Source organism: Streptomyces sp. NBC_00388 (assembly GCF_036061255.1).
Lineage (GTDB): Bacteria > Actinomycetota > Actinomycetes > Streptomycetales > Streptomycetaceae > Streptomyces.
In genome coordinates this window covers 5,737,671-5,758,250 of the sequence record NZ_CP107948.1, presented here as the reverse complement: position 1 = coordinate 5,758,250, position 20,580 = coordinate 5,737,671, and the positions used below count along the sequence as shown (strand labels likewise).

The 20,580-nt window shown below is 71.0% G+C and carries 19 protein-coding genes; 12 read left to right on the top strand and 7 right to left on the bottom strand.

Annotated elements, in window-relative coordinates; genetic code table 11:
• Position 1: 1 nt before the first annotated feature.
• Positions 2-691, bottom strand: coding sequence for a response regulator transcription factor (locus OG917_RS25810; RefSeq protein WP_328319992.1), 690 nt, complete (start codon positions 689-691; stop codon positions 2-4).
• A gap of 422 nt (positions 692-1,113) precedes the next feature.
• Here OG917_RS25810 and OG917_RS25805 point away from each other — a divergent pair, with 422 nt between their 5' ends.
• The 8 genes from OG917_RS25805 to OG917_RS25775 all read left to right on the top strand — a co-directional run bounded on the left by OG917_RS25805 (position 1,114) and on the right by OG917_RS25775 (position 7,665).
• The gene (locus OG917_RS25805; RefSeq protein ID WP_443059102.1) at positions 1,114-1,860 is read left to right on the top strand and encodes an amino acid ABC transporter ATP-binding protein; all 747 of its coding nucleotides are present in this window, start codon (positions 1,114-1,116) and stop codon (positions 1,858-1,860) included.
• Positions 1,861-1,903: 43 nt separating this feature from the next.
• Positions 1,904-2,824: a glutamate ABC transporter substrate-binding protein gene (locus OG917_RS25800; RefSeq protein ID WP_328319990.1), complete on the top strand. Its 921-nt coding sequence runs from the start codon at positions 1,904-1,906 to the stop codon at positions 2,822-2,824.
• Between the two features lie 138 nt (positions 2,825-2,962).
• A complete protein-coding gene (locus OG917_RS25795; protein ID WP_328319989.1) occupies positions 2,963-3,610 on the top strand; it encodes an amino acid ABC transporter permease in 648 nt (215 codons plus the stop codon).
• On the top strand, positions 3,607-4,464 hold the full coding sequence (locus OG917_RS25790; protein WP_328319987.1) for an amino acid ABC transporter permease: 858 nt from the start codon (positions 3,607-3,609) through the stop codon (positions 4,462-4,464). The genes OG917_RS25795 and OG917_RS25790 overlap by 4 nt, the downstream gene beginning before the upstream one ends.
• A gap of 326 nt (positions 4,465-4,790) precedes the next feature.
• Positions 4,791-6,530, top strand: a complete 1,740-nt coding sequence (locus tag OG917_RS25785) for an FAD-dependent monooxygenase (RefSeq protein ID WP_328319986.1) — start codon at positions 4,791-4,793, stop codon at positions 6,528-6,530.
• Positions 6,531-6,535: 5 nt separating this feature from the next.
• A complete protein-coding gene (locus OG917_RS30665; RefSeq protein ID WP_443059014.1) occupies positions 6,536-6,649 on the top strand; it encodes a putative leader peptide in 114 nt (37 codons plus the stop codon).
• A gap of 90 nt (positions 6,650-6,739) precedes the next feature.
• Positions 6,740-7,279 carry a cysteine dioxygenase gene (locus tag OG917_RS25780; protein WP_328319985.1) on the top strand — a complete coding sequence of 180 codons (540 nt, stop codon included), beginning with the start codon at positions 6,740-6,742 and terminating at the stop codon, positions 7,277-7,279.
• Positions 7,276-7,665, top strand: coding sequence for a rhodanese-like domain-containing protein (locus tag OG917_RS25775; RefSeq protein ID WP_328319984.1), 390 nt, complete (start codon positions 7,276-7,278; stop codon positions 7,663-7,665). Before OG917_RS25780 ends, OG917_RS25775 begins: the two co-directional genes overlap by 4 nt.
• A gap of 228 nt (positions 7,666-7,893) precedes the next feature.
• On the opposite strand, the gene recX is transcribed toward OG917_RS25775, so the two are convergent.
• From recX to OG917_RS25755, 4 genes are all read right to left on the bottom strand, one after another.
• Positions 7,894-8,553, bottom strand: coding sequence for a recombination regulator RecX (gene recX, locus OG917_RS25770; protein WP_328319983.1), 660 nt, complete (start codon positions 8,551-8,553; stop codon positions 7,894-7,896).
• A gap of 3 nt (positions 8,554-8,556) precedes the next feature.
• The gene (recA, locus tag OG917_RS25765) at positions 8,557-9,684 is read right to left on the bottom strand and encodes a recombinase RecA (RefSeq protein WP_328319982.1); all 1,128 of its coding nucleotides are present in this window, start codon (positions 9,682-9,684) and stop codon (positions 8,557-8,559) included.
• 196 nt (positions 9,685-9,880) lie between these two features.
• A complete protein-coding gene (locus OG917_RS25760) occupies positions 9,881-11,050 on the bottom strand; it encodes an AI-2E family transporter (RefSeq protein ID WP_328322180.1) in 1,170 nt (389 codons plus the stop codon).
• Between the two features lie 223 nt (positions 11,051-11,273).
• The gene (locus OG917_RS25755; RefSeq protein ID WP_328319981.1) at positions 11,274-11,468 is read right to left on the bottom strand and encodes a DUF3046 domain-containing protein; all 195 of its coding nucleotides are present in this window, start codon (positions 11,466-11,468) and stop codon (positions 11,274-11,276) included.
• Between the two features lie 79 nt (positions 11,469-11,547).
• Here OG917_RS25755 and OG917_RS25750 point away from each other — a divergent pair, with 79 nt between their 5' ends.
• The 4 genes from OG917_RS25750 (at position 11,548) to OG917_RS25735 (ending at position 19,126) form a co-directional block, all read left to right on the top strand.
• Entirely contained in the window at positions 11,548-12,462 is a 915-nt protein-coding gene (locus tag OG917_RS25750; protein WP_328319980.1) for a hypothetical protein, read from the top strand.
• Between the two features lie 186 nt (positions 12,463-12,648).
• Positions 12,649-17,274: an ATP-dependent helicase gene (locus tag OG917_RS25745; protein WP_328319979.1), complete on the top strand. Its 4,626-nt coding sequence runs from the start codon at positions 12,649-12,651 to the stop codon at positions 17,272-17,274.
• A gap of 154 nt (positions 17,275-17,428) precedes the next feature.
• Positions 17,429-18,229: an Fpg/Nei family DNA glycosylase gene (locus OG917_RS25740; protein ID WP_328319978.1), complete on the top strand. Its 801-nt coding sequence runs from the start codon at positions 17,429-17,431 to the stop codon at positions 18,227-18,229.
• A gap of 117 nt (positions 18,230-18,346) precedes the next feature.
• On the top strand, positions 18,347-19,126 hold the full coding sequence (locus OG917_RS25735; protein WP_328319977.1) for an SDR family NAD(P)-dependent oxidoreductase: 780 nt from the start codon (positions 18,347-18,349) through the stop codon (positions 19,124-19,126).
• 376 nt (positions 19,127-19,502) lie between these two features.
• Here the strand turns inward: OG917_RS25735 and OG917_RS25725 are convergent, their stop codons facing one another.
• Both OG917_RS25725 and OG917_RS25720 read right to left on the bottom strand, forming a co-directional pair.
• A complete protein-coding gene (locus OG917_RS25725) occupies positions 19,503-19,973 on the bottom strand; it encodes a Dps family protein (protein WP_328319975.1) in 471 nt (156 codons plus the stop codon).
• A gap of 125 nt (positions 19,974-20,098) precedes the next feature.
• The gene (locus tag OG917_RS25720) at positions 20,099-20,482 is read right to left on the bottom strand and encodes a helix-turn-helix domain-containing protein (RefSeq protein ID WP_328319974.1); all 384 of its coding nucleotides are present in this window, start codon (positions 20,480-20,482) and stop codon (positions 20,099-20,101) included.
• Positions 20,483-20,580 lie beyond the last annotated feature (98 nt).

Here is a 20,580-nt window from a genome sequence, read left to right as displayed (position 1 = left end):
CTCAGACCGGGACGACGAGGCGGTAGCCGACGCCGCGCACGGTCTCGATGAGGGCGGGCAGATGCAGCTTGGAGCGCAGCGAGGCGACATGCACCTCAAGGGTGCGGCCGGTCCCCTCCCAGCTGGTCTGCCACACCTCACTGATGATCTGCTCCCTGCGGAAGACGACACCGGGACGCTGAGCGAGCAGTGCCAGCAGATCGAACTCCTTGCGGGTCAGCTGGATCTCGCTGCCCTCCACACTGACCCGCCGGTTGGGGAGCTGTATCTCGACGGGGCCGACCCGCAGGGCGGCGGCCGGGATCGCCCCGGTGTCCTCACCTACGCTCTTGCGCCGGCTGACGGCATGGATCCGGGCGAGGAGCTCGCCCGTGTCGTACGGCTTGACGACGTAGTCGTCCGCGCCGAGGTTCAGTCCGTGGATGCGGGAGCGCACATCGGCCCGGGCCGTCACCATGATCACCGGGGTCGCCGTGCGCTTGCGGATCTTCCCGCAGACCTCATATCCGTCCAGGTCGGGCAGGCCGAGATCGAGCAGTATGACGCCGAAGGGTTCCTGCTCGTCCGGCAGCAGCGAGCGCAACGCCTCCTCGCCGTTACGGGCGTGCACGACTTTGAAGCCGTGCCGTGCCAGCACGGCGGACAGGGCGGCGGCCACGTGGTTGTCGTCCTCGACGAGCAGCAGTCTCATGAGCCCCTTCCGTGGTGCGCGCTTCTGTCATCCGTGCGTCCCGCCCGTCCGTGCGTCCTCCGGGCCTCTCCTCATGGGTACGCCCGGACACCACGAGCCGGTTCCGTGCCGGCCGGAATTCCGCCGTACTCAGGCATCCACGCCGATGGCCGCCGCACCAGTCAAGAGGGTTCGGGTTCCCGCGGGGGTTCCGTTATGCACCCGGTACTCCGGTCATGATCTCGTTCACCGGACGTGTCCGGGTCGTGCCCACGCGCAACCAGATCGTGATGCTCAATTTCCGCTCAGATGTAATGACGCTGGTAGGAGCGTCTCATTACTGTCCTTCCCACCAAGACCGCACTCGCGGTCGAGGAGGACGGAGCGAACAGCCGATGAGCGGAGTGCCAGTGACCGAGTCCGCCGAGCCCGCCGAAGACTCTATGCCGGTCTCGGACGACCTGGTCGTACTGAGCAGCGTCAACAAGCATTTTGGCGCGCTGCACGTGCTCCAGGACATCGACCTGACCATCGCCCGTGGCGAGGTCGTGGTCGTCATCGGGCCCTCGGGGTCCGGCAAGTCCACACTGTGCCGCACCATCAACCGCCTGGAGACAGTCGACTCCGGCGCCATCACGATCGACGGAAAGCCCCTGCCCGCCGAGGGCCGGGAACTGGCCAGGCTGCGTGCCGATGTCGGCATGGTCTTCCAGTCGTTCAACCTCTTCGCACACAAGACGGTTCTGCAGAACGTGATGCTGGGCCAGCTCAAGGTGCGCAAGACCGAGAAGAAGGCCGCCGAGGACAAGGCGCGTGCGCTGCTGGACCGGGTGGGCGTCGGGACCCAGGCCGACAAGTACCCCGCTCAGCTCTCCGGCGGCCAGCAGCAGCGTGTCGCGATAGCACGGGCGCTGGCGATGGACCCCAAGGTCATGCTCTTCGACGAGCCGACGTCGGCACTCGACCCCGAGATGATCAACGAGGTCCTCGAGGTGATGCAGCAGCTGGCCCGCGACGGCATGACGATGATCGTCGTCACCCACGAGATGGGCTTCGCGCGCTCCGCGGCCAACCGGGTCGTCTTCATGGCCGACGGCAAGATCGTCGAAGAGGCCGCCCCGGACCAGTTCTTCAGCAACCCCCGCAGTGACCGCGCCAAGGACTTCCTCTCGAAGATCCTTCACCACTGACGAGTCAGACGTCCAACGTGCGCCGAAATAGAGGATGTTCAGCATGAAGTTCCGTAAGTCCGCAGCCTTCGCGACGATCGCAGTGCTCGCTCTCACCGGTACCGCCTGCGGCGGCAAGTCCGGTTCGGCAGGCGACAACGGTGCCGCCAAGCCCGGCGCGGCGGACGCTCCAAAGCTTCCCGCGTACACCGTGGCCAAGAACGTCTCCCTGGACTCCCCGACGTTCAAGGCGGCCAAGAAGCGCGGCAAGCTGGTGATCGGCGCGAAGGCCGACCAGCCCTACCTCGGCTTCGAGGACCAGTCGACCAAGGAGCGCTCCGGCTTCGACGTCGAGGTCGCCCGGATGCTCGCTGCGGACCTGGGCTTCTCGAAGGACCAGATCGAGTGGAAGACCGTGGACTCCGGTATCCGTGAGACCGCCATCTCTAAGGGCCAGGTCGACTACTTCGTCGGCACCTACTCGATCAACGACGAGCGCAAGAAGCTCGTCGGGTTCGCCGGCCCCTACTACAAGGCGGGCGCCTCGCTGCTGGTCCGCAAGGACGAGAAGACCATCACGGGTCCGGAGACCCTGAAGGGCAAGAAGGTCTGCTCGATCAAGGGTTCCACCCCGCTCGCGGAGATCGAGAAGCCGAAGTACGGCGCGAAGACCACCGAGCTCGCGAAGTACTCCGACTGCGTGCAGGAGCTGCTGACGAAGCAGGTCGACGCGGTCACCACGGACGACGCGATCCTCAAGGGGTACGCGGCCCAGAACTCGAAGAACCTCAAGGTGGTCGGCAAGCCGTTCACCGAGGAGCCCTACGGCATCGGTATGAACAAGAGCGACAAGGCGCTGCGTGACTTCATGGACTCGGCCCTGGAGAAGCACGTCAAGGACGGCACGTACAAGAAGATCTACGACGCCACCCTGGGTCTCTCCGGCTCGTCGTACGTCGCCCCGCCGGCCGTCGAGCGTTACTGATCCACCCGGCGCAGCGGACCGGCATCCCCCAGTGGTCCGCCGGCCCTGCCGGTCCGTAAGCGCTGAAGCGCCCCGTACTGCGGTACGGGGCGCCACGCCCCCTGTCTTCCAGCTGCTGCCCGCCGACGCGGAGACCTCATGAACGTACTTCTCGACCACTTCTCGGCGTTCCGCGACGGCTTCATAGGAACCCTGGAGATCACCGTCATCAGCACGGTGCTCGCCTGTGTCCTCGGGACCGTCATCGCCGGCTTCCGGGTCTCGCCCGTGCCGCCGCTGCGGTTCTTCGGGACGGCCTGGGTCACCATCCTGCGGAACACCCCCCTGACTCTGCTCTTCCTCGTCGCCACCTTCGTGGTCCCCGAGATCTTCTTCCCGGGCATGAGCCCCTTCCTCCTGGCCTCGCTCGCGCTCGGCTTCTACACCTCGTCGTTCATCTGCGAGGCCATCAGGTCCGGTATCGGCACGGTCCCGCTGGGCCAGGCCGAGGCGGCCCGCTCGCTCGGTCTGAGCTTCTCCCAGACCCTGCGGATGATCGTGCTCCCCCAGGCCACCCGGACCGTCATCGCCCCGCTGAGCAGCATCATCATCGCGCTCACCAAGAACTCGGCGATCGCGGGCGCCTTCAGCGTCACCGAACTCTTCGGCTGGCAGAAGGCCATGAGTGACCTCGGGTACGGAATCATCCCCATCTTCATCTGGGTCGCCATCGGCTACCTGATCATCACCTTCGCGATCAGCGGCATCTTCCGCCTCGTCGAGAGCCGTATGGAGGTCGCCCGATGAGTGCCAGCGTGCTCTACGACGCACCCGGCCCCAAGGCCGTCGTACGCAACCGGATCTACTCGGTCCTCGGCAGTGCGGCCATCGTCGCGCTGATCGTCGTCGCCGTCGTACGTCTCTCCAGCAAGGGGGACCTCGACGGCGGTATGTGGGACATCTTCAACTACAGCGGCATCCGCACGAACATCGCCGACGCAGTCGTCGCCACGCTGAAGGCGTTCGCGCTGGGCGCGGCGGGATCGCTGGTCCTTGGCGTGGTGCTGGTCGTCGGCCGGCTCTCGGACCACCGCCCCGTGCGGTGGCTGGCGACCGGTTTCATCGAGCTGTTCCGCTCCCTCCCGCTGCTGATCACCATCTACGCGATCTGGGTCGGGTTCCTCACCGACTACTCGATGTGGGCGCTGGCGCTGGGACTCGCGGTCTACAACGGCTGTGTACAGGCCGAGGTGCTCAGGGCCGGCATCAACTCCGTACCGAAGGGGCAGCGCGAGGCCGCGTACGCCCTGGGCATGCGGAAGTCGCAGGTCGTGGCGACGGTGCTGATGCCGCAGGCCATCCGGGCGATGCTGCCGACCATCATCAGCCAGCTGGTGGTCACCCTGAAGGACACCTCGCTCGGCTACATCATTCTCTATCCGGAGCTGCTCGCGACCGCACGGCTGATCGCCAGCAACACGCCGGTCGACGGGCAGTACCCGTACGTCTCCACGATCGTCGTCATCGGCGCCATCTATCTGGCCATGTGCCTGCTCCTCTCGGCGCTCGCCACCTGGATCGAGAAGCGCGGACGCCGGGCGAAGAGCGGGATCACGGTAGCCCCGGCCGCCGCCCCCGCCCAGATCCAGAGCCCGCTCTGACCTGACCGGAGCCGGACGGGGGCGGACCACGCCTCTGCTGCCCGCCGCGCCGCCCGCGGACGGCGTGGCCTCCGGGCGGCACTCCGCAGGCCGGTGAGGTGAGATCCGCACGGACGTGCCGGATCCGGACGGCGGGCAGCGACGGTCGCTGCCCGCCGCCGGTCCGTCCGCGCCGGTTTCAGTAGCCCGGGTGGAGACTGCGGCTGCGCCGCATACCGCCGTCACTTGACGCAAGCACGCGCAGTGGGTTGCATACGTTCTGTGATCGCGCACCGGGCTCTACCTGCCATCAGTCACTTCTTCGCACGGGTTCCGGGAGCCGCACCGTGGACCCGGTGATCATCGTCGGCGCGGGCCCTGTCGGGCTCGCGCTGGCCTTGGCGCTCGCCGCCCAGGACGTCCCGTCCGTCGTGCTCGACGAGGGCACGGGCGAGGACACACCGCGCCCCGCCCGTACGGTCGTGCTGCGCCCCGACACCGCCGGCTTCCTGGGCCGGATCGGCTGCACGACAGCTGCGGGCGAGACGGCACGCTGGGCCGCCTGGCGGTCCGTCAGGCGCAGTCAGCAGGTGCAACGCGTCGAGTTCGACGAGCCCCGCAGGGGCTCCGGCGGACGCGGCCCTCTCCGCAACAGCGACGATCCCGCAGCCCTTGAGGACGCGGCCGGCACACCCCTCTCACCTGGTTCCTCCGGCTCACCCGTCCGCCGCGAGTCCGACGGGCCCGACCTGTGGGGTTCGGGCGGCCCCTCCCCCGTGCATCTGCCTCAGCACGCCCTGACCAGGGGACTGCGCGCCGCGGTGGCGGCCAGGGACCAGGTGAGGCTGGTCACCGGCAGCCGGGTGGACACCGTGGAGCAGGACGTCAACGGCGTCACGGTGCACACAGCGGGCCCCGAGGGCACCTGGTGGCGTGGCAGCCATCTGGTCGGGTGCGACGGGGCCCGGTCCACGGTCCGCAAGCTGCTCGGTATCCGCTTCCCCGGGCGTACGGCGGTGGAGCGGCACGCGGTGGCCGCGCTCCGCGCGGAACTGCCCTGGCCGGGCGAGGCGTTGCTGCACCGGTTGCCGCCCTGGCGCACCGGCGGCGAAGAGGTGACGGCCCGTCCGCTGCCGGACAATGTCTGGCGGATCGACTGGCTGCTGCCGCCGCGCGCCGAGCTGGTCACCCCCGAGGCACTGGTCGCACGCATCCGGGGCGCGCTGGCGGGCTGGTGCGGTGAGACACCTCCGTACGAGCTCATCGACACCGGCGTCTACACGCTGCACCACCGGCTGGCCAGGCGCTGGCGGGTGGGCCGGGCGTTCCTGGCCGGGGACGCCGCCCATCTGCTCGGAGCGCTCGGCACCCAGGAGCTGGACGAGGGACTGCGGGACGCCGACAACCTCGCCTGGAAACTGGCACAGGCCTGGCACCACGGGGCCTCCGAACCGCTGCTCGACAGCTACCAGGCGGAGCGCCGCACAGCGGTAGCCGCCCGGTTGCGCGCCGCTGACCAGTCGTTGCCGATACTGCGTGGCGGCGGGGGGCTGCGGGCGTATCTGCCCGGCAGGGCGCGCGGGCACGACGCCCTCCTCGCGGACGGCCATCTGGGCAGCGGCGCGCTGGGCGCGCCCCCCGCGTACACCCACTCGCCGCTGGCTCCGCCACAGACCCCCTCGCAGACAGCGGTGGGCACAGGCGCCGGCGCGCCGGTCGCCGACGTGTGCGTCACGGCGCCGGACGGCACGACGGTCCGGCTGCGCGAACGCCTGGGGCGTGGGCGGCTGCTGGTCGTGCTGATCGCGCCGGGGACAGGGGTCTGGGACCGGCGGCACTGGGTGAAGGCGGGAGTGATGCCGAGGCTGGCAGCAGCGGTGACCGCGCTGCCGGTCAGGGGCGAGCTCCTGGTCGCCGAGACCTATCCGGGCGCTTCGGCGCACACGGTGCTGATGGTGCGCCCCGACGGACATCTCGTGGCTGCCTTCAGCGGGGTGCGCCCCGCCGAACTGTACGAGGCGGCCGACGCCGTCCGGGGCGGCGCGGCGGGCGCGGTACGGGAGGAGAGCACAGCGGACGTCAATTGACCGTCGTGGGCGCACATGGTGTACTGCGGAGCGTGACCGACACCGATGTGCGCCTGTGGCGGAGGGTCCATATGGACCTCGTCCGCTATGCGGGCTGCATGTGTCGCCCGTCCCGCTGATTCGCCCTTCCTCGTCGTGCCTGCGCCGCCCCGCGCTTGTTCCGGGCTGCCGCGCCGCACGTCTCGCCGCGAACCAACCGGACGGTCACCATGTCTCTCTCCGCACCCCTGCCTGCCCCTGCCCCCGTGCGCTCCGCCGCACCCAGCGCCGGCGAACTCCTCGACTTCGTACGCCGGACCGCCGCCGACTCCGGGCTGATCGGCTCGCTCCCGCTCGACCCCGAGGGCCGCACCTGGATCCGGCTGGACGGTCCGGGCGGGAGCGAGGCCTGGCTGATCGGCTGGCCACCGGGCACCGGTACCGGCTGGCACGACCACGGCGGCTCCCAGGGCGCCTTCGCCACGGCAGGCGGCCGGCTCACCGAGGACTCGCTGGCCGCGCGGCTGCCCACCGAGGGCTGGAAGACCCTCGAACTGGCCGACGGAGTGGACCGCACCCGGCAGCTGGCGCCGGGTGACGGGCGGGCCTTCGGCGCTCACCACGTCCACCAGGTGCTCAATGAATCGGCCACCGACCACGCGGTCTCGGTACATGCCTACTATCCGCCGCTGCCGCTGATGCGCCGCTACAGCCGCAGTGGCCCCCTGCTCCGCCTGGAGCAGGTCGAGCACCCCGGGGAGTGGGAGTGAGCGGGCCGCTCTCCGTCGACGCGCTGCTGGCGAAGGTCCGGTCGGGGCTCGACCGGATCGGGCCCCGCGAGGCCTTCGACGCGGCGGCGGACGGAGCGCTCCTGGTCGATATCCGGTACGCGCGGCTGCGCGAGCGCGACGGGCTGATCCCCGGGGCGCTGGTCGTCGAACGCAACGAGCTGGAGTGGCGGCTCGACCCGCAGGGCAGTCACCGTGCTCCGGAGGCCACGGGCCATGGTCTGCGGACCGTGGTGATCTGCAATGAGGGGTACGCGTCGTCGCTCGCCGCCGCGTCCCTGCAACAGCTCGGCCTGTACCGGGCGACCGATCTCATCGGCGGATTCCAGGCCTGGCGGGCGGCGGGCCTTCCGGTCGACGGGACGTGACAGGGCGGGTGGCAGGACGCGGTGGCAGCGCTCCGGCCGGGAGCGGTCCTGCCCCGGGCCGACAGCCCAGCAGGCAGTCCCAGCAGGGCAGGCATGGGCGGTGGATGCGACGGTCCGGCCCGCGTGTGCGGCCCGGGCCGGTGACACAGCCGGACATGGCGGCCCCCGGCCGGGCGGCGGCGGGAGCCGTCGCCCGGAGGCGGCCCGGGCCTCGGCATAGGTGACGGCCTAGGTGTCGGCCTGGAACCCCCCGCGTTCCAGGTCCGCCAGGTCCTCCCCCTCTGCCTCCAGCGCCCGTCGCACCACCCGCAGAGCCATGCCCTCCGGGTACCCCTTGCGGGCGAGCATGCCCGCAAGGCGGCGTATCCGCTTGTCACGGTCCAGCCCCCGGGTCGAGCGGAGCTTGCGGGTGACCAGCTCGCGGGCGGTCTCCTCCTCCTGCTCGGAGTCGAGCTGCCCCACGGCCTCCTCGATGAGCGTGGAGTCCACCCCCTTGGTACGGAGCTCCCGCGCGAGCGCCCGTCCGGCGAGCCCCCGCCCGTGGTGGCGCGACTCCACCCAGGCGTCCGCGAAAGCCGCGTCGTCGATGAGGCCGACCTCTTCGAAGCGGGACAGCACCTCCTCGGCGACCTCGTCGGGGATGTCCCGCTTCTGCAGCGCTTCGGCCAGTTGCTTACGGGTGCGAGCGGTCCCGGTGAGCAGGCGCAGGCAGATGGCCCGTGCCTGCTCCGCCGGGTCCTGGGGCTTCTGCGGGCCCTGGTCCCGGGACCGCTTCTGCTGCTGGGACCGCCGCGCCCGCGGTCCTGTCCCTCCGGCCTCCTGACCGGCCTCCTGAGCGCCCTCGCCCCCGGAGTCCGTGGCCTCCGGCCATTCGGTTCTCCGGACCATGGGTCAGCTCTTGGCCGTGGCGGCCTTGGCCGTCTTGGCCTTGCCCCCGGCCGGAGCGGGCACCGTCTTGGCGGCCTCGTCGGTCACCACGGCGTCCGCGGTGTCCGCGCCCGTTCCCAGCTCGGCCTCCCGCCGGACACCGATACCCAGCTTCTCCAGGATCTTCTTCTCGATCTCGTTGGCGAGATCGGGGTTGTCCTTCAGGAAGTTGCGGGCGTTCTCCTTGCCCTGTCCGAGCTGGTCGCCCTCGTACGTGTACCAGGCCCCCGCCTTGCGCACGAAGCCGTTCTCCACGCCCATGTCGATCAGCCCGCCCTCACGGCTGATGCCCTGGCCGTAGAGGATGTCGAACTCGGCCTGCTTGAAGGGCGGCGCGACCTTGTTCTTGACGACCTTCACGCGGGTGCGGTTTCCGACCGCGTCGGTGCCGTCCTTCAGGGTCTCGATCCGGCGGATGTCGAGCCGCACCGAGGCGTAGAACTTCAGCGCCCGGCCACCGGTGGTGGTCTCCGGGGAGCCGAACATGACACCGATCTTCTCGCGGAGCTGGTTGATGAAGATCGCGGTGGTCTTGGACTGGTTCATCGCGCCGGTGATCTTGCGGAGCGCCTGGCTCATCAGCCGGGCCTGCAGACCCACGTGCGAGTCACCCATCTCGCCCTCGATCTCAGCACGCGGCACCAGGGCCGCCACGGAGTCGATGACGACCAGGTCGAGCGCGCCGGAGCGGATCAGCATGTCGACGATTTCCAGCGCCTGCTCGCCGTTGTCCGGCTGCGACAGGATCAGGTTGTCGATGTCGACGCCGAGCTTCCTCGCGTACTCGGGGTCGAGGGCGTGCTCGGCGTCGATGAAGGCCACCTGGCCGCCGAGCCGCTGTGCGTTCGCGACGGCGTGCAGCGTCAGCGTCGTCTTGCCGGAGGACTCCGGCCCGTACACCTCGACCACCCGGCCGCGCGGCAGACCGCCGACACCGAGCGCCACGTCGAGGGCGGTCGACCCGGTGGGGATAACCTCGATGGGCTCGTTGGGCCGCTCGCCCAGGCGCATCACCGCGCCCTTGCCGAATTGCCGTTCAATCTGGGCGAGAGCGGCGTCCAGCGCCTTCTCGCGGTCGTTGCCTGCTGCCATGGGTTCCACCCGATTTGCTTGAGTCGATCGCTTCACGTCAATGACGCTAACCCCTGCCACTGACAATGGGCCCCGAAGCCCGTCCCGCCTGTGGACAACTCGGTGGACAACGCCGTGAACGGCTCGTCCGGGCACCGGGCCGGAATCCCATAAGAACGGCTGTTCGATTTTGCTGTCAAGCGCGCCGCGCCGACCGTCAGGCGTGCGGGTCCTCGCCGTTCCCCGGACGCGGCACCCGCCCCTGGAACAGGGAACTCCTTATCCGCCCGGGCACGGCGGCCGCGTCCCGGAGCCCCCGTACGTCACGGATTCCGCGCCTGCCGTGGACCCGCGGGTCGTCGGTCACGTCGTACCGCTTCACATAGGCGCCCAGGAACGCCTGGAGCGTCGCGACCGCGGGGATCGCGATCAGCGCACCGACCGCTCCCAGCAGCGCCGTTCCCGCGATGACCGAGCCGAAGGCCACCGCGGGGTGGATGTCGACGGCCTTCGCCGTGAGCTTCGGCTGGAGCCCGTAGTTCTCGAACTGCTGGTAGACCACCACGAAGACCAGCACCCACACCGCGTACCAGGGGTTCACCGTGAACGCGAGAAGCATGGGCAGAGCGCCCGCCAGGTACGTGCCGATGGTCGGGATGAACTGCGAGACGAGGCCGACCCAGACCGCCAGCGCCGGCGCGTACGGAACGTTCAGCACGACCAGCAGGATGTAGTGCGCGACGCCGGAGATCAGCGCCATCACACCGCGTGAGTAGAGGTAGCCGCCGGTCTTGTCGACCGCGATCTCCCAGGCCCGCAGCACCTCGGTCTGCTTCGACGGGGGCAGTACGGAGCACAGCGCGCGCCGCAGCCGCGGCCCGTCCGCGGCGAAGTAGAAGGCGAACAGGAAGATCGTCAGAAGCCGGAAGAGACCCCCCAGCACGGTGGTCGAGACGTCGAGGACACCGCTCGCACTGTTCTGGACGTACTTCTGCAGCCAGTCCGAGTGCAGGAGGCTGTCCTGCACCTGAACCCGCGAGAGTTTGCTGTGGAAGGTGTGGTTGATCCCGTTGATCACCAGGTCGAGGTACTTGGGGAACTCCTCGACCATGTCCACGATCTGCCCTGCCAGCATCGAGCCGAGCAGGAAGACGAAACCGGCCGCCGCCAGGGCCACACCGAAGAAGACCAGGAAGGTGGCGAGCCCGCGGCGCATACCGCGCGCCGCCATGCGCCCCACCGCGGGCTCGACCGCGAGCGCCAGGAAGAACGCGATGAGGATATTGGTCAGCAACCCGATGAGCTGGTAGAACGCCCAGCTGCCCAGCTGGAAGCAGGCGACGAGAGCGAGGGCGAGCACCATCGCCCTGGGCAGCCAGCGGGGCATCGAGGCCCGGCCCGTCGCCGCACCGCTCTCCGCGGCGGCGGGGGGCGGCATGGCGCCCGGGGTCCGGTCCGCGGTCGCCGGGTCGGCGGTGGGCCGGTCCGCGGGGGTCTCGTCCGGGGTCATCGGGTCCTCGGCAGTCTCATCGGTCCATCGGTCGGTGGCACAGGCCCAGTCTCGCGTACCCGTACGGCATCCCGCCGCACGCCCCGGGCCCCGGCGGCGCTCAGCGCCGGTCCGCGGGGATGCCCGCAGCCGCGCAGACGCCCCGCCAGACGTCCTTCGTCTCCCAGCCCGCGGCCAGTGCCTCATGCACCGTACGGCCGCCCAGCTCCGCCATCACATGGTCGCGTGCGAACGAATCGGCGTATCCCTCGCCGAAGTGCTCCGCCATCCGCTCCCAGAAAATCGTCAACCGCATGACTCAAGTATCCAGCCCCTGGGAGTGCAGCCCCGCCCGTCACCCTTGCCCTGAGCTTTTTCCGCTCTACCTTCGGAACATGGCTGGAACCGGAGCATCTCCTCTCGCACGTGCCGAGCACTTCATCTGGCTGACGGCCCGGGTGCTGGAACAGCGGCGGTTCGCCTACCACTTCCTCGGCGGACGCGCCGACGCGGTGGAGGCTGCGCTCGCTGCCCATCTCAACGAGGACGGCGGGTACGGCCACGCGCTCGAACCCGACCTGCGCGGCCCGGTGAGCCAGCCGCTGCACACGGCGCACGCGCTGCACGTACTCGACTCGGTGGGGCGCTGCGGCGGTATGCGGGTGGAGCGGGTCTGCCGTTATCTGACCGAGGTGTCCACCAGGGACGGCGCGCTGCCCGCGGTCGACCCCTCGCAGCGCGGATATCCGGCGGCGCCGTTCGTTCCCATCGTGGATGACCCGTCGAGTGAGCTGCTGGCGACCGGACCCGTGGTGGGCGTGCTGCACCGCAACGAGGTCTGGCATGCCTGGCTCTTCCGGGCGACGGACTTCTGCTGGCGGGCTGTCGACGCGCTGGAGCACTCCCACCCGTACGAGATCCAGGCGGCGGTGGCCTTCCTGGACGGGGTGCCCGACCGGTCACGCGCGGAGGCGGCGGCCGACCGGCTGGGCCGGCAGGTGCGGGAACAGCGGCTGGCGGTGCTGGATCCGGAGGACCGCGCGTCCTACCCGGTCGCGCCGGGGTACGCGCCGGGGGAACACCACTTTCCGTATCACTATGCGCGGGTGCCCGGCTCCCTGGCCCGCGGCTGGTTCACCGACGAGGAGATGGCCCGTTCGCTGGATTTCCTCGCGGCCGAGCAGCACGAGGACGGCGGCTGGCCGGTCAGCTGGCGTCACTGGGCGCCCGGCCCGCTGATGGAGGCGCGGCCCATGGTGACGGTCCAGGCGCTGCTGACGCTGCGGGCCCACGGCCGCGAAGTCGGCTGAGCGCGCCGCCCACGCCGCCGCGGCTGACACCGCAGGGCACACGGGCGCGGCCGCGTCCCCGCAGGAACAGCACGGCCGGTGCCGCGTGGGCTCCCCGCCGCCCGGCGCCGCCGCCCCCATGGGTCCATGCCCGCGTCGTTTCCCCAGGTCCGGGCGGTTGTCAGTGGGGGAGTGCACGATAAGTACATGGTGACGTCAGCGCTCGACTCCTTCTCCCCCGCGACCCGCGGCTGGTTCACGGGGGCCTTCACGGCGCCCACCCCGGCCCAGGACGGTGCGTGGCGGGCGATCGGTGCCGGGTCCGACGTGCTGGTCGTGGCCCCGACCGGCTCCGGCAAGACACTGGCCGCGTTCCTGGCCGCCCTCGACCAGCTGGCGTCGGCGCCCCCGCCTGCCGAGGCCAGGAAGCGCTGCCGGGTCCTGTACGTCTCACCGCTCAAGGCGCTCGCCGTCGACGTCGAGCGCAATCTCCGCAGCCCGCTCACCGGCATCCGCCAGGAGTCGGTCCGGCTCGGGCTGCCGGAGCCGGACCTGCGGGTCGGTATCCGCTCGGGCGACACTCCGGCCGGCGAGCGCCGGTCGATGGCGCTCCGGCCGCCGGACATCCTGATCACCACCCCCGAGTCGCTGTTCCTGATGCTCACCTCGTCCGCCCGTGAGGCGCTGGCCGGCGTCGAGACGGTGATCCTCGACGAGGTTCACGCCGTCGCGGGGACGAAGCGCGGCGCGCATCTCGCCGTGTCCCTGGAGCGGCTGGACGAGCTCCTGCCGCGCCCCGCCCGCCGTATCGGCCTTTCGGCGACGGTCAGGCCGGTGGAGGAGATCGCCCGCTATCTCTCGCCGCAGCGCAAGGCCGAGATCGTGCAGCCGCCGTCGGGCAAGGAGTTCGACCTGTCGGTGGTCGTCCCCGTCGAGGACCTCGGGGAGCTGGGCGGTTCGCCCGCATCCGACACCGACCCGGACAAGGCGGAGAAGCCCTCCATCTGGCCGCATGTCGAGGAACGCATCGCGGATCTGGTCCAGGCGCACCGCTCGACGATCGTCTTCGCCAACTCCCGCCGTCTGGCCGAGCGCCTGTGCAACCGGCTGAACGAGATCGCGTACGAGCGGGCCACCGGGGAGGCCATGCCCGAGGCCCACTCCCCCGCCGAGGTGATGGCCGAGTCGGGCGCCGCCAAGGGCGCTCCCGCGCTGCTGGCCCGCGCCCACCACGGCTCGGTGTCCAAGGAACAGCGTGCCCAGGTCGAGGAGGACCTGAAGGCGGGCCGGCTGCCCGCCGTGGTGGCCACGTCCAGCCTTGAGCTGGGCATCGACATGGGAGCGGTCGATCTGGTCGTCCAGGTCGAGTCGCCGCCCTCGGTGGCCTCCGGCCTCCAGCGGGTGGGGCGTGCGGGGCACCAGGTGGGTGCCGTCTCCACCGGTGTCGTCTTCCCCAAGTACCGGGGGGACCTGGTGCAGGCCGCCGTGGTGACCGAGCGGATGCGGACCGGCTCCATCGAAGCGCTGCGGATCCCGTCGAACCCGCTGGACGTGCTGGCTCAGCAGCTGGTCGCCATGGTGGCTCTGGACAGCTGGCAGGCCGACGACCTGCTGACGGTGGTGCGCCGGGCGGCGCCGTTCGCCGGTCTTCCCGAGTCCGCCTTCACCGCGGTCCTGGACATGCTCGCCGGCCGCTATCCGTCGGACGCCTTCGCGGAGTTGCGTCCGCGCGTGGTCTGGGACCGGATCGCCGGAACGGTCACGGGCCGCCCCGGCGCGCAGCGCCTCGCCGTCACCTCGGGGGGCACGATCCCCGACCGCGGTCTCTTCGGGGTCTTCCTCGCCGGGGCCGACCCGAAGAAGGGCGGAGGGCGGGTCGGCGAGCTGGACGAGGAGATGGTCTACGAATCCAGGGTGGGCGACGTCTTCACGCTGGGCACCACCTCCTGGCGCATCGAGGACATCACCCGGGACCGGGTCCTGGTCACCCCCGCCCCGGGGGTGCCGGGCCGGCTGCCGTTCTGGAAGGGCGACCAGCTGGGCCGTCCGCTCGAACTGGGCCGTGCCGTGGGGGCGTTCCTGCGGGAGGTGGGCAGCCTCGCCCCGGACGATGCCCGGCTGCGGCTGCGGGCGGCCGGGCTCGACGAGTGGGCCGCGGGCAATGTGCTCTCCTATCTGGACGAGCAGCGCCGGGCCTGCGGTCATGTCCCCGACGACCGGACCATCGTCGTCGAGCGCTTCCGTGACGAGCTGGGCGACTGGCGGGTCGTCGTCCACTCCCCGTTCGGCGCGCAGGTGCACGCGCCCTGGGCGCTCGCGCTTGGCGCCAGGCTCTCCGAGCGGTACGGGATGGACGCCCAGGTCATGCATGCCGACGACGGGATCGTGCTGCGGCTGCCCGACGCCGACCTGATGGGCCTCGACCTGCTGGACGGCGATCCGGCCGCGCCCGGTGTCGAGTACGACACCGAGCAGGCCCCGCTCGGAGCGGCCGACGTGGCCTTCGACAAGGGCGAGATCAATCAGATCGTCACGGACCAGGTCGGCAGCTCGGCCCTCTTCGCCGCGCGTTTCCGCGAGTGCGCGGCCCGGGCCCTCCTCCTGCCGCGCCGCAGCCCCGGAAAACGGACACCGCTGTGGCAGCAGCGGCAGCGGGCCTCCCAGCTCCTCCAGGTGGCGAGCGAGTTCGGCTCGTTCCCGATCGTCCTCGAAGCAGTCCGCGAATGCCTCCAGGACGTCTTCGACGTACCGGGCCTCACGGAGCTGATGGGCGACATCGAGTCGCGCCGGGTCCGGCTCGTCGAGGTCACCACGACCGAGCCCTCCCCGTTCGCGCGCTCGCTGCTCTTCGGCTATGTCGCCCAGTTCCTGTACGAGGGGGACTCCCCGCTGGCCGAGCGGCGCGCGGCTGCCCTCTCGCTGGATTCGAGGCTGCTGGCCGAGCTGCTCGGCCGGGCCGAACTGCGCGAGCTGCTGGACGCCGACGTGCTGGCCGAGCTGGAGCGCGAGCTCCAGTGGCTCACCGATGACCGGCGGATCAAGGATGCCGAAGGCGTCGCCGACCGGCTGCGGCTGCTCGGCCCGCTGAGCGACGCCGAGCTGGCCGAGCGCGGGGCGGAGCCGCACTGGGCAGCGGAGCTGTCGGCCTCCCGCCGCGCCATCCGGGTCCGCATCGCGGGCACCGACCGCTGGGCGGCGATCGAGGACGCGGGAAGGCTCCGTGATGCGCTCGGCACCGCGCTCCCGGTGGGTGTGCCCGAGGCGTTCACCGAGCCGGTCAAGGATCCCCTCGGCGATCTGCTCTCCCGCTTCGCACGGACACACGGCCCGTTCACCTCATCGGCGGCAGCGGCACACTTCGGTCTGGGCAGCGCGGTCACGGACGGCGCCTTGCAGCGGCTCGCCGCGGCGGGCCGGGTCGTCGAGGGCGAGTTCCATCCGTCCGGCATCGGCCAGGAGTGGTGCGACGCGACAGTGCTGCGCAGACTGCGCCGTCGCTCCCTCGCAGCGCTGCGCCAGGAGCTCGAACCAGTACCGCCCGAGGCCCTCGCCTCCTTCCTGCCCCAGTGGCAGCATCTCGGCGCCGGCAGCCTGCGGGGCATCGACGGCCTGGCGCGCGCCGTCGAGCAGTTGCAGGGGGCACCGGTACCGGCCTCGGCACTGGAGAGACTGATCCTGCCGTCGCGGGTGTCGGGCTACACCCCGGCGCTCCTCGACGAACTCACGACCACCGGTGAGGTCGTCTGGGCCGGAGCGGGCGCCCTGCCGGGCAAGGACGGCTGGATCTCGCTCTACCTCGCGGACAGTGCGCCGCTGCTCGTGCCACCGCCGCACCCGCTGGAGCTGAGCGCCCTGCACGAGTCCGTGCTCCAGGCCCTCGCCCCCGGATACGGCCTCTTCTTCCGCCAGCTCAAGGACCAGATCCGCGCGACCACCCACCCCGACTGCACCGACCCCCAGCTGGCCGACGCCATCTGGGATCTGGCCTGGTCGGGCAGGCTGACCAACGACACCCTGGCCCCGCTCCGCTCGCTGCTCGGCTCCGGCCGCACGGCGGGCTCCACCGCTCACCGTGCCCGCCGTACGGTCCCCCGCGGGCGGTACGGCGCGCTCACCGCGGCGGCGCGTCCCGTCTCGCGTACCGGCCCGCCGACCGCAGCGGGCCGCTGGTCCCTGCTCCCGGCGGCCGAGCCCGAGGCGACGCATCGCGCACACGCCCTGGCCCGCACGCTCCTGGACCGGCACGGTGTCGTCACCCGCGGGGCGGTGTCGGCCGAGGGGGTGGAGGGCGGTTTCTCCGCGGTCTACCGCATCCTCTCCGCGTTCGAGGACAGCGGTCAGGCCCGGCGGGGCTACGTCGTGGAGGGTCTGGGAGCGGCTCAGTTCGCGATGGACGGCGCGGTCGACCGTCTGCGTGCGGCGGCCACCGCCCGCGAGCGCACGGATTCGGCGATGTCGGGCCGGGCGCTCGTACTGGCGGCGGCGGACCCGGCCAACGCCTACGGAGCAGCGCTGCCCTGGCCCGAGTCGCCGGGCGGGGTGGGCCACAAACCCGGCCGCAAGGCGGGTGCGCTGGTCGTCCTGGTGGACGGGGAGCTGGTCCTCTACATGGAGCGCGGCGGCAAGAGTCTGCTGGCCTGGCCCACCGAGCCCGACCATCCTGGGCTGCTGGCCGCCGGGCAGGCGCTCGCCGCCGCGTCAGCTTCCGGCGCGCTCGGCACCGTGACGGTGGAGCGCACCAACGGGACCTCAGCGCTCACGTCCGACCTGGGCCGGACGCTGGAAGCAGCGGGTTTCGTCGCCACCCCGAGGGGGCTGCGGCTTCGGGCCTGACCGGCCGCCGGGATCGGGCCCCGGCGGCAGCCCCCTCCTGACGCGCTCACGGTAGTGGCACGAACCGCAGCCGCTGCGCCGTTTCCGTGCCGCTCGGCCCCGCGCCGAGCGGGCAGCTCCACCGCTGGTCGCACCCAGCCCGCATCATGGAGGCATGCCCGAAGGAGACAGCGTCCACCAGGCCGCCCGGCGGTTGCACACAGCGCTCGCCGGTCATGTCCTTACCCGCTTCGACCTGCGCGTTCCCCGGTTCGCCACCGCTGATCTCACTGGGCACACCGTTCTCGGTGTCACTCCGCGCGGCAAACATCTGCTGATGCGCGTCGAGGGGGGACTCACCCTCCACAGCCACCTGCGGATGGAAGGCGCCTGGAAGGTCTACACCCCGGGCGAGCGATGGCGCGGCGGCCCCTCGTACGAGATCCGCGCCGTCCTCGGGACGGCGGGGCACACCACCGTCGGCTACCGCCTCCCTGTGCTCGAACTGCTCAGGACCGCCGACGAGAGCAAGGTCGTGGGCCACCTCGGACCGGATCTCCTGGGTCCCGACTGGAAACCGGACAAGGCGCTCGCCAATCTGCTGGCGGATCCCGCCCGGCCACTCGTCGAAGCCCTGCTCGACCAGCGCAACCTGGCCGGTATCGGCAATGTCTTCGCAGCGGAGATCTGCTTCCTGCTGCGTGCCACTCCCTGGCTGCCCATCGGCGAACTGCCCACGCCCGAACGGGCCGTGACCCTCGCGAAGAAGCTGCTGGAAGCCAACCGCGACCGTCCGCTCCGCACCACGACGGGCCGGCCGGACCAGCGTCTGTATGTCTACGGGCGCGCACCCCGCCCGTGTCTGCGCTGCGGCACCTCCGTACGCAGGAAGTACCGGCGCGACACCGGCAGTCAGGACCGCCCGGTCTACTGGTGCCCCACCTGCCAGACGGGTCCCTCCGGCCCCACCCCGTAACACCCCGCGGCCCCCAGCACGCCCAGCACCTCCGCGGGCCCGTCCGTCCGCCGGCGGCTCCAGGCGTGCACCGTCACACAGTTGACGCCCCGTCAGTTTCGGTCGTACGGTCCGGTCATGCCCGTCACGGCGTACGACCTCACCGGCCGCACCGCGTTCGTCACCGGCGCCGCGAGCGGCATCGGCCGCGCCACCGCGGCGCTCCTCGCCGAAGCAGGCGCCACCGTCCACTGCGCGGACCGCGACGGAGCAGGGCTGCACGAGACCGTGGCGGAGATCGGCGAGGCGGGCGGCGCGGCCCACCCCCACCTGCTCGACGTCTCCCGGCGCGCCGCGGTGGAGGCGGCCGTAGCGGCGGCCGCCACCGCCTCGGGCCGTCTCGACATCCTGGCGGCCGTCGCGGGCGTCATGCACAGCAGCCCGGTGCTGGAGACGCGGGACGAGGACCTCGACCGCGTCCTCGCCATCAACTTCAAGGGTGTGCTGTACGCCTGCCAGGCCGTGGCCCGCAACATGATCGCCACGGGCACGGCGGGCAGTATCGTCACCATGGCGTCGGGCGCCGTGGACACCGGCGGGGCCGGACTGCTCTGCTACGGAGTGACGAAAGCGGCCGTCTTCCAGCTGACGAAGACCCTCGCGACCGAAATGGGCCCGCACGGGATCCGGGTCAACGCGGTCGCCCCCGGCTGGATCCGCACGCCCATGACGGAGCGGCACAACAACAGCGAGATCCAGGCGCACACCGCGGCGCTGATGTCCCGGATGTCACCGCTGGGCCGCGTGGGCGCACCCGCGGAGATCGCGCACACCGTACTCCACCTGGCATCCGACGCAGCGGCGTTCACGACCGGCCAGATCCTGCGCCCGAACGGCGGCGTCGCCATGCCCTGGTAGCCCGGGCGGGACGTGTGGAACGTGCCCGCCGCACAGCGGCTCGCCCGCCGCCGGGAAGCGCGGCCACGTGCACCGGGAGCAGGCTGAGCCCCCATCCCCCGACGGCGACGGCGCCCTCCAGCGGGCCGGAGTCAGCCGGCGCGAGCACCAGCCTCAGCACGGCCCACCACCACAGGCCGCCCACTATGAAAGCCAGCGCCACCGCCGGCACTGTCCGCCGCACCATGGCAGCCTCCTCCGGCTGACGCCGGCACCGCACCCGGGAGGACACACCGGCGTATGACACCCGGGAACCCCTCCCGGCAGCGGCACCGAACGGGGCCCATCATCCGGCGGGGGTACGTGCAGGGTGCCCGCCCGGCGCATATCCGCACCGTTATGCGCTCTCGGCCTGGTACATCCACGCGTGCTTCTCCAGCGCCGCGGTGGCTGCGATGAGCAGATCCTGGGTGACCGGGTCCGGTACGTCGGTCGCGGCGATCCGCTCCCGCATCCGGGTGATCACCGCTCCGAGGGCGTCCACCAGCGTGCGCACGGCGTCGATGTCATTGATCCACCCCTCGGGGACCTCGCGGATCGCGCTCGTCCGGGAGACCGTCCCGGCCCGCCCGTCGGGCGTCACGCCGATCGTGGAGGCCCGCTCGGCCACGATGTCCGTGTACTGCCTGGCGGTGTCGACCACCTCGTCGAGCTGGAGGTGTACCGACCGGAAGCGCGGCCCGACCACGTTCCAGTGCACCTGCTTGGCGACCAGTGACAGATCCACCAGGTCCGCCAGCGCGCCCTGGAGCGCGTCTCCGACCACTTTCAGATCGGCTTCGGGCAGAGAGCTCTTCACGCCAGACATGCGAGGCCTCCCATATGTTCGTACGTTTTCACCACCATGGCACAAATATCCACAACACGGACATTCAGGGCAGAAAAATGGCTCCGGCCGGTCCCTGAGGACCGACCGGAGCCGGAAAGCACGTACTAAGCCGCTACGACATTCACGGCTTCGGCGGGCGCCTTGATCGTCACCCGCTCGCTGGGAACACCCGTGACCGACGTCACGGAAACGGAATTGAGCATCGAGCGTACCGGCACCGGTACGGGCTCAGTCGACGCTGCCGACTCGGCCAGCTCCGCGAGCGACAGCTCGTCGCTCACTTCCCGCATGAGCTCGGACATCCGTACGTCAAGCGCGTCGCAGATCGCGGAGAGCAGCTCGGAGGATGCCTCCTTCTGCCCCCGCTCCACCTCGGACAGATAACCGAGAGAGACTCGGGCGGACGAGGAGACTTCGCGCAGAGTACGGCCCTGGCGCTGGCGCTGCCGACGCAGCACGTCACCCAACAGGCGACGGAGCAGAATCATCGGTGGCTCCCTCCTCGGACCGCGTAGCCGCATCCTTCACGCCCCACCGTACCGCCTTGCGCCGCGGCCGTGCGGGGAGCGATGTCGTGTTCACTCAG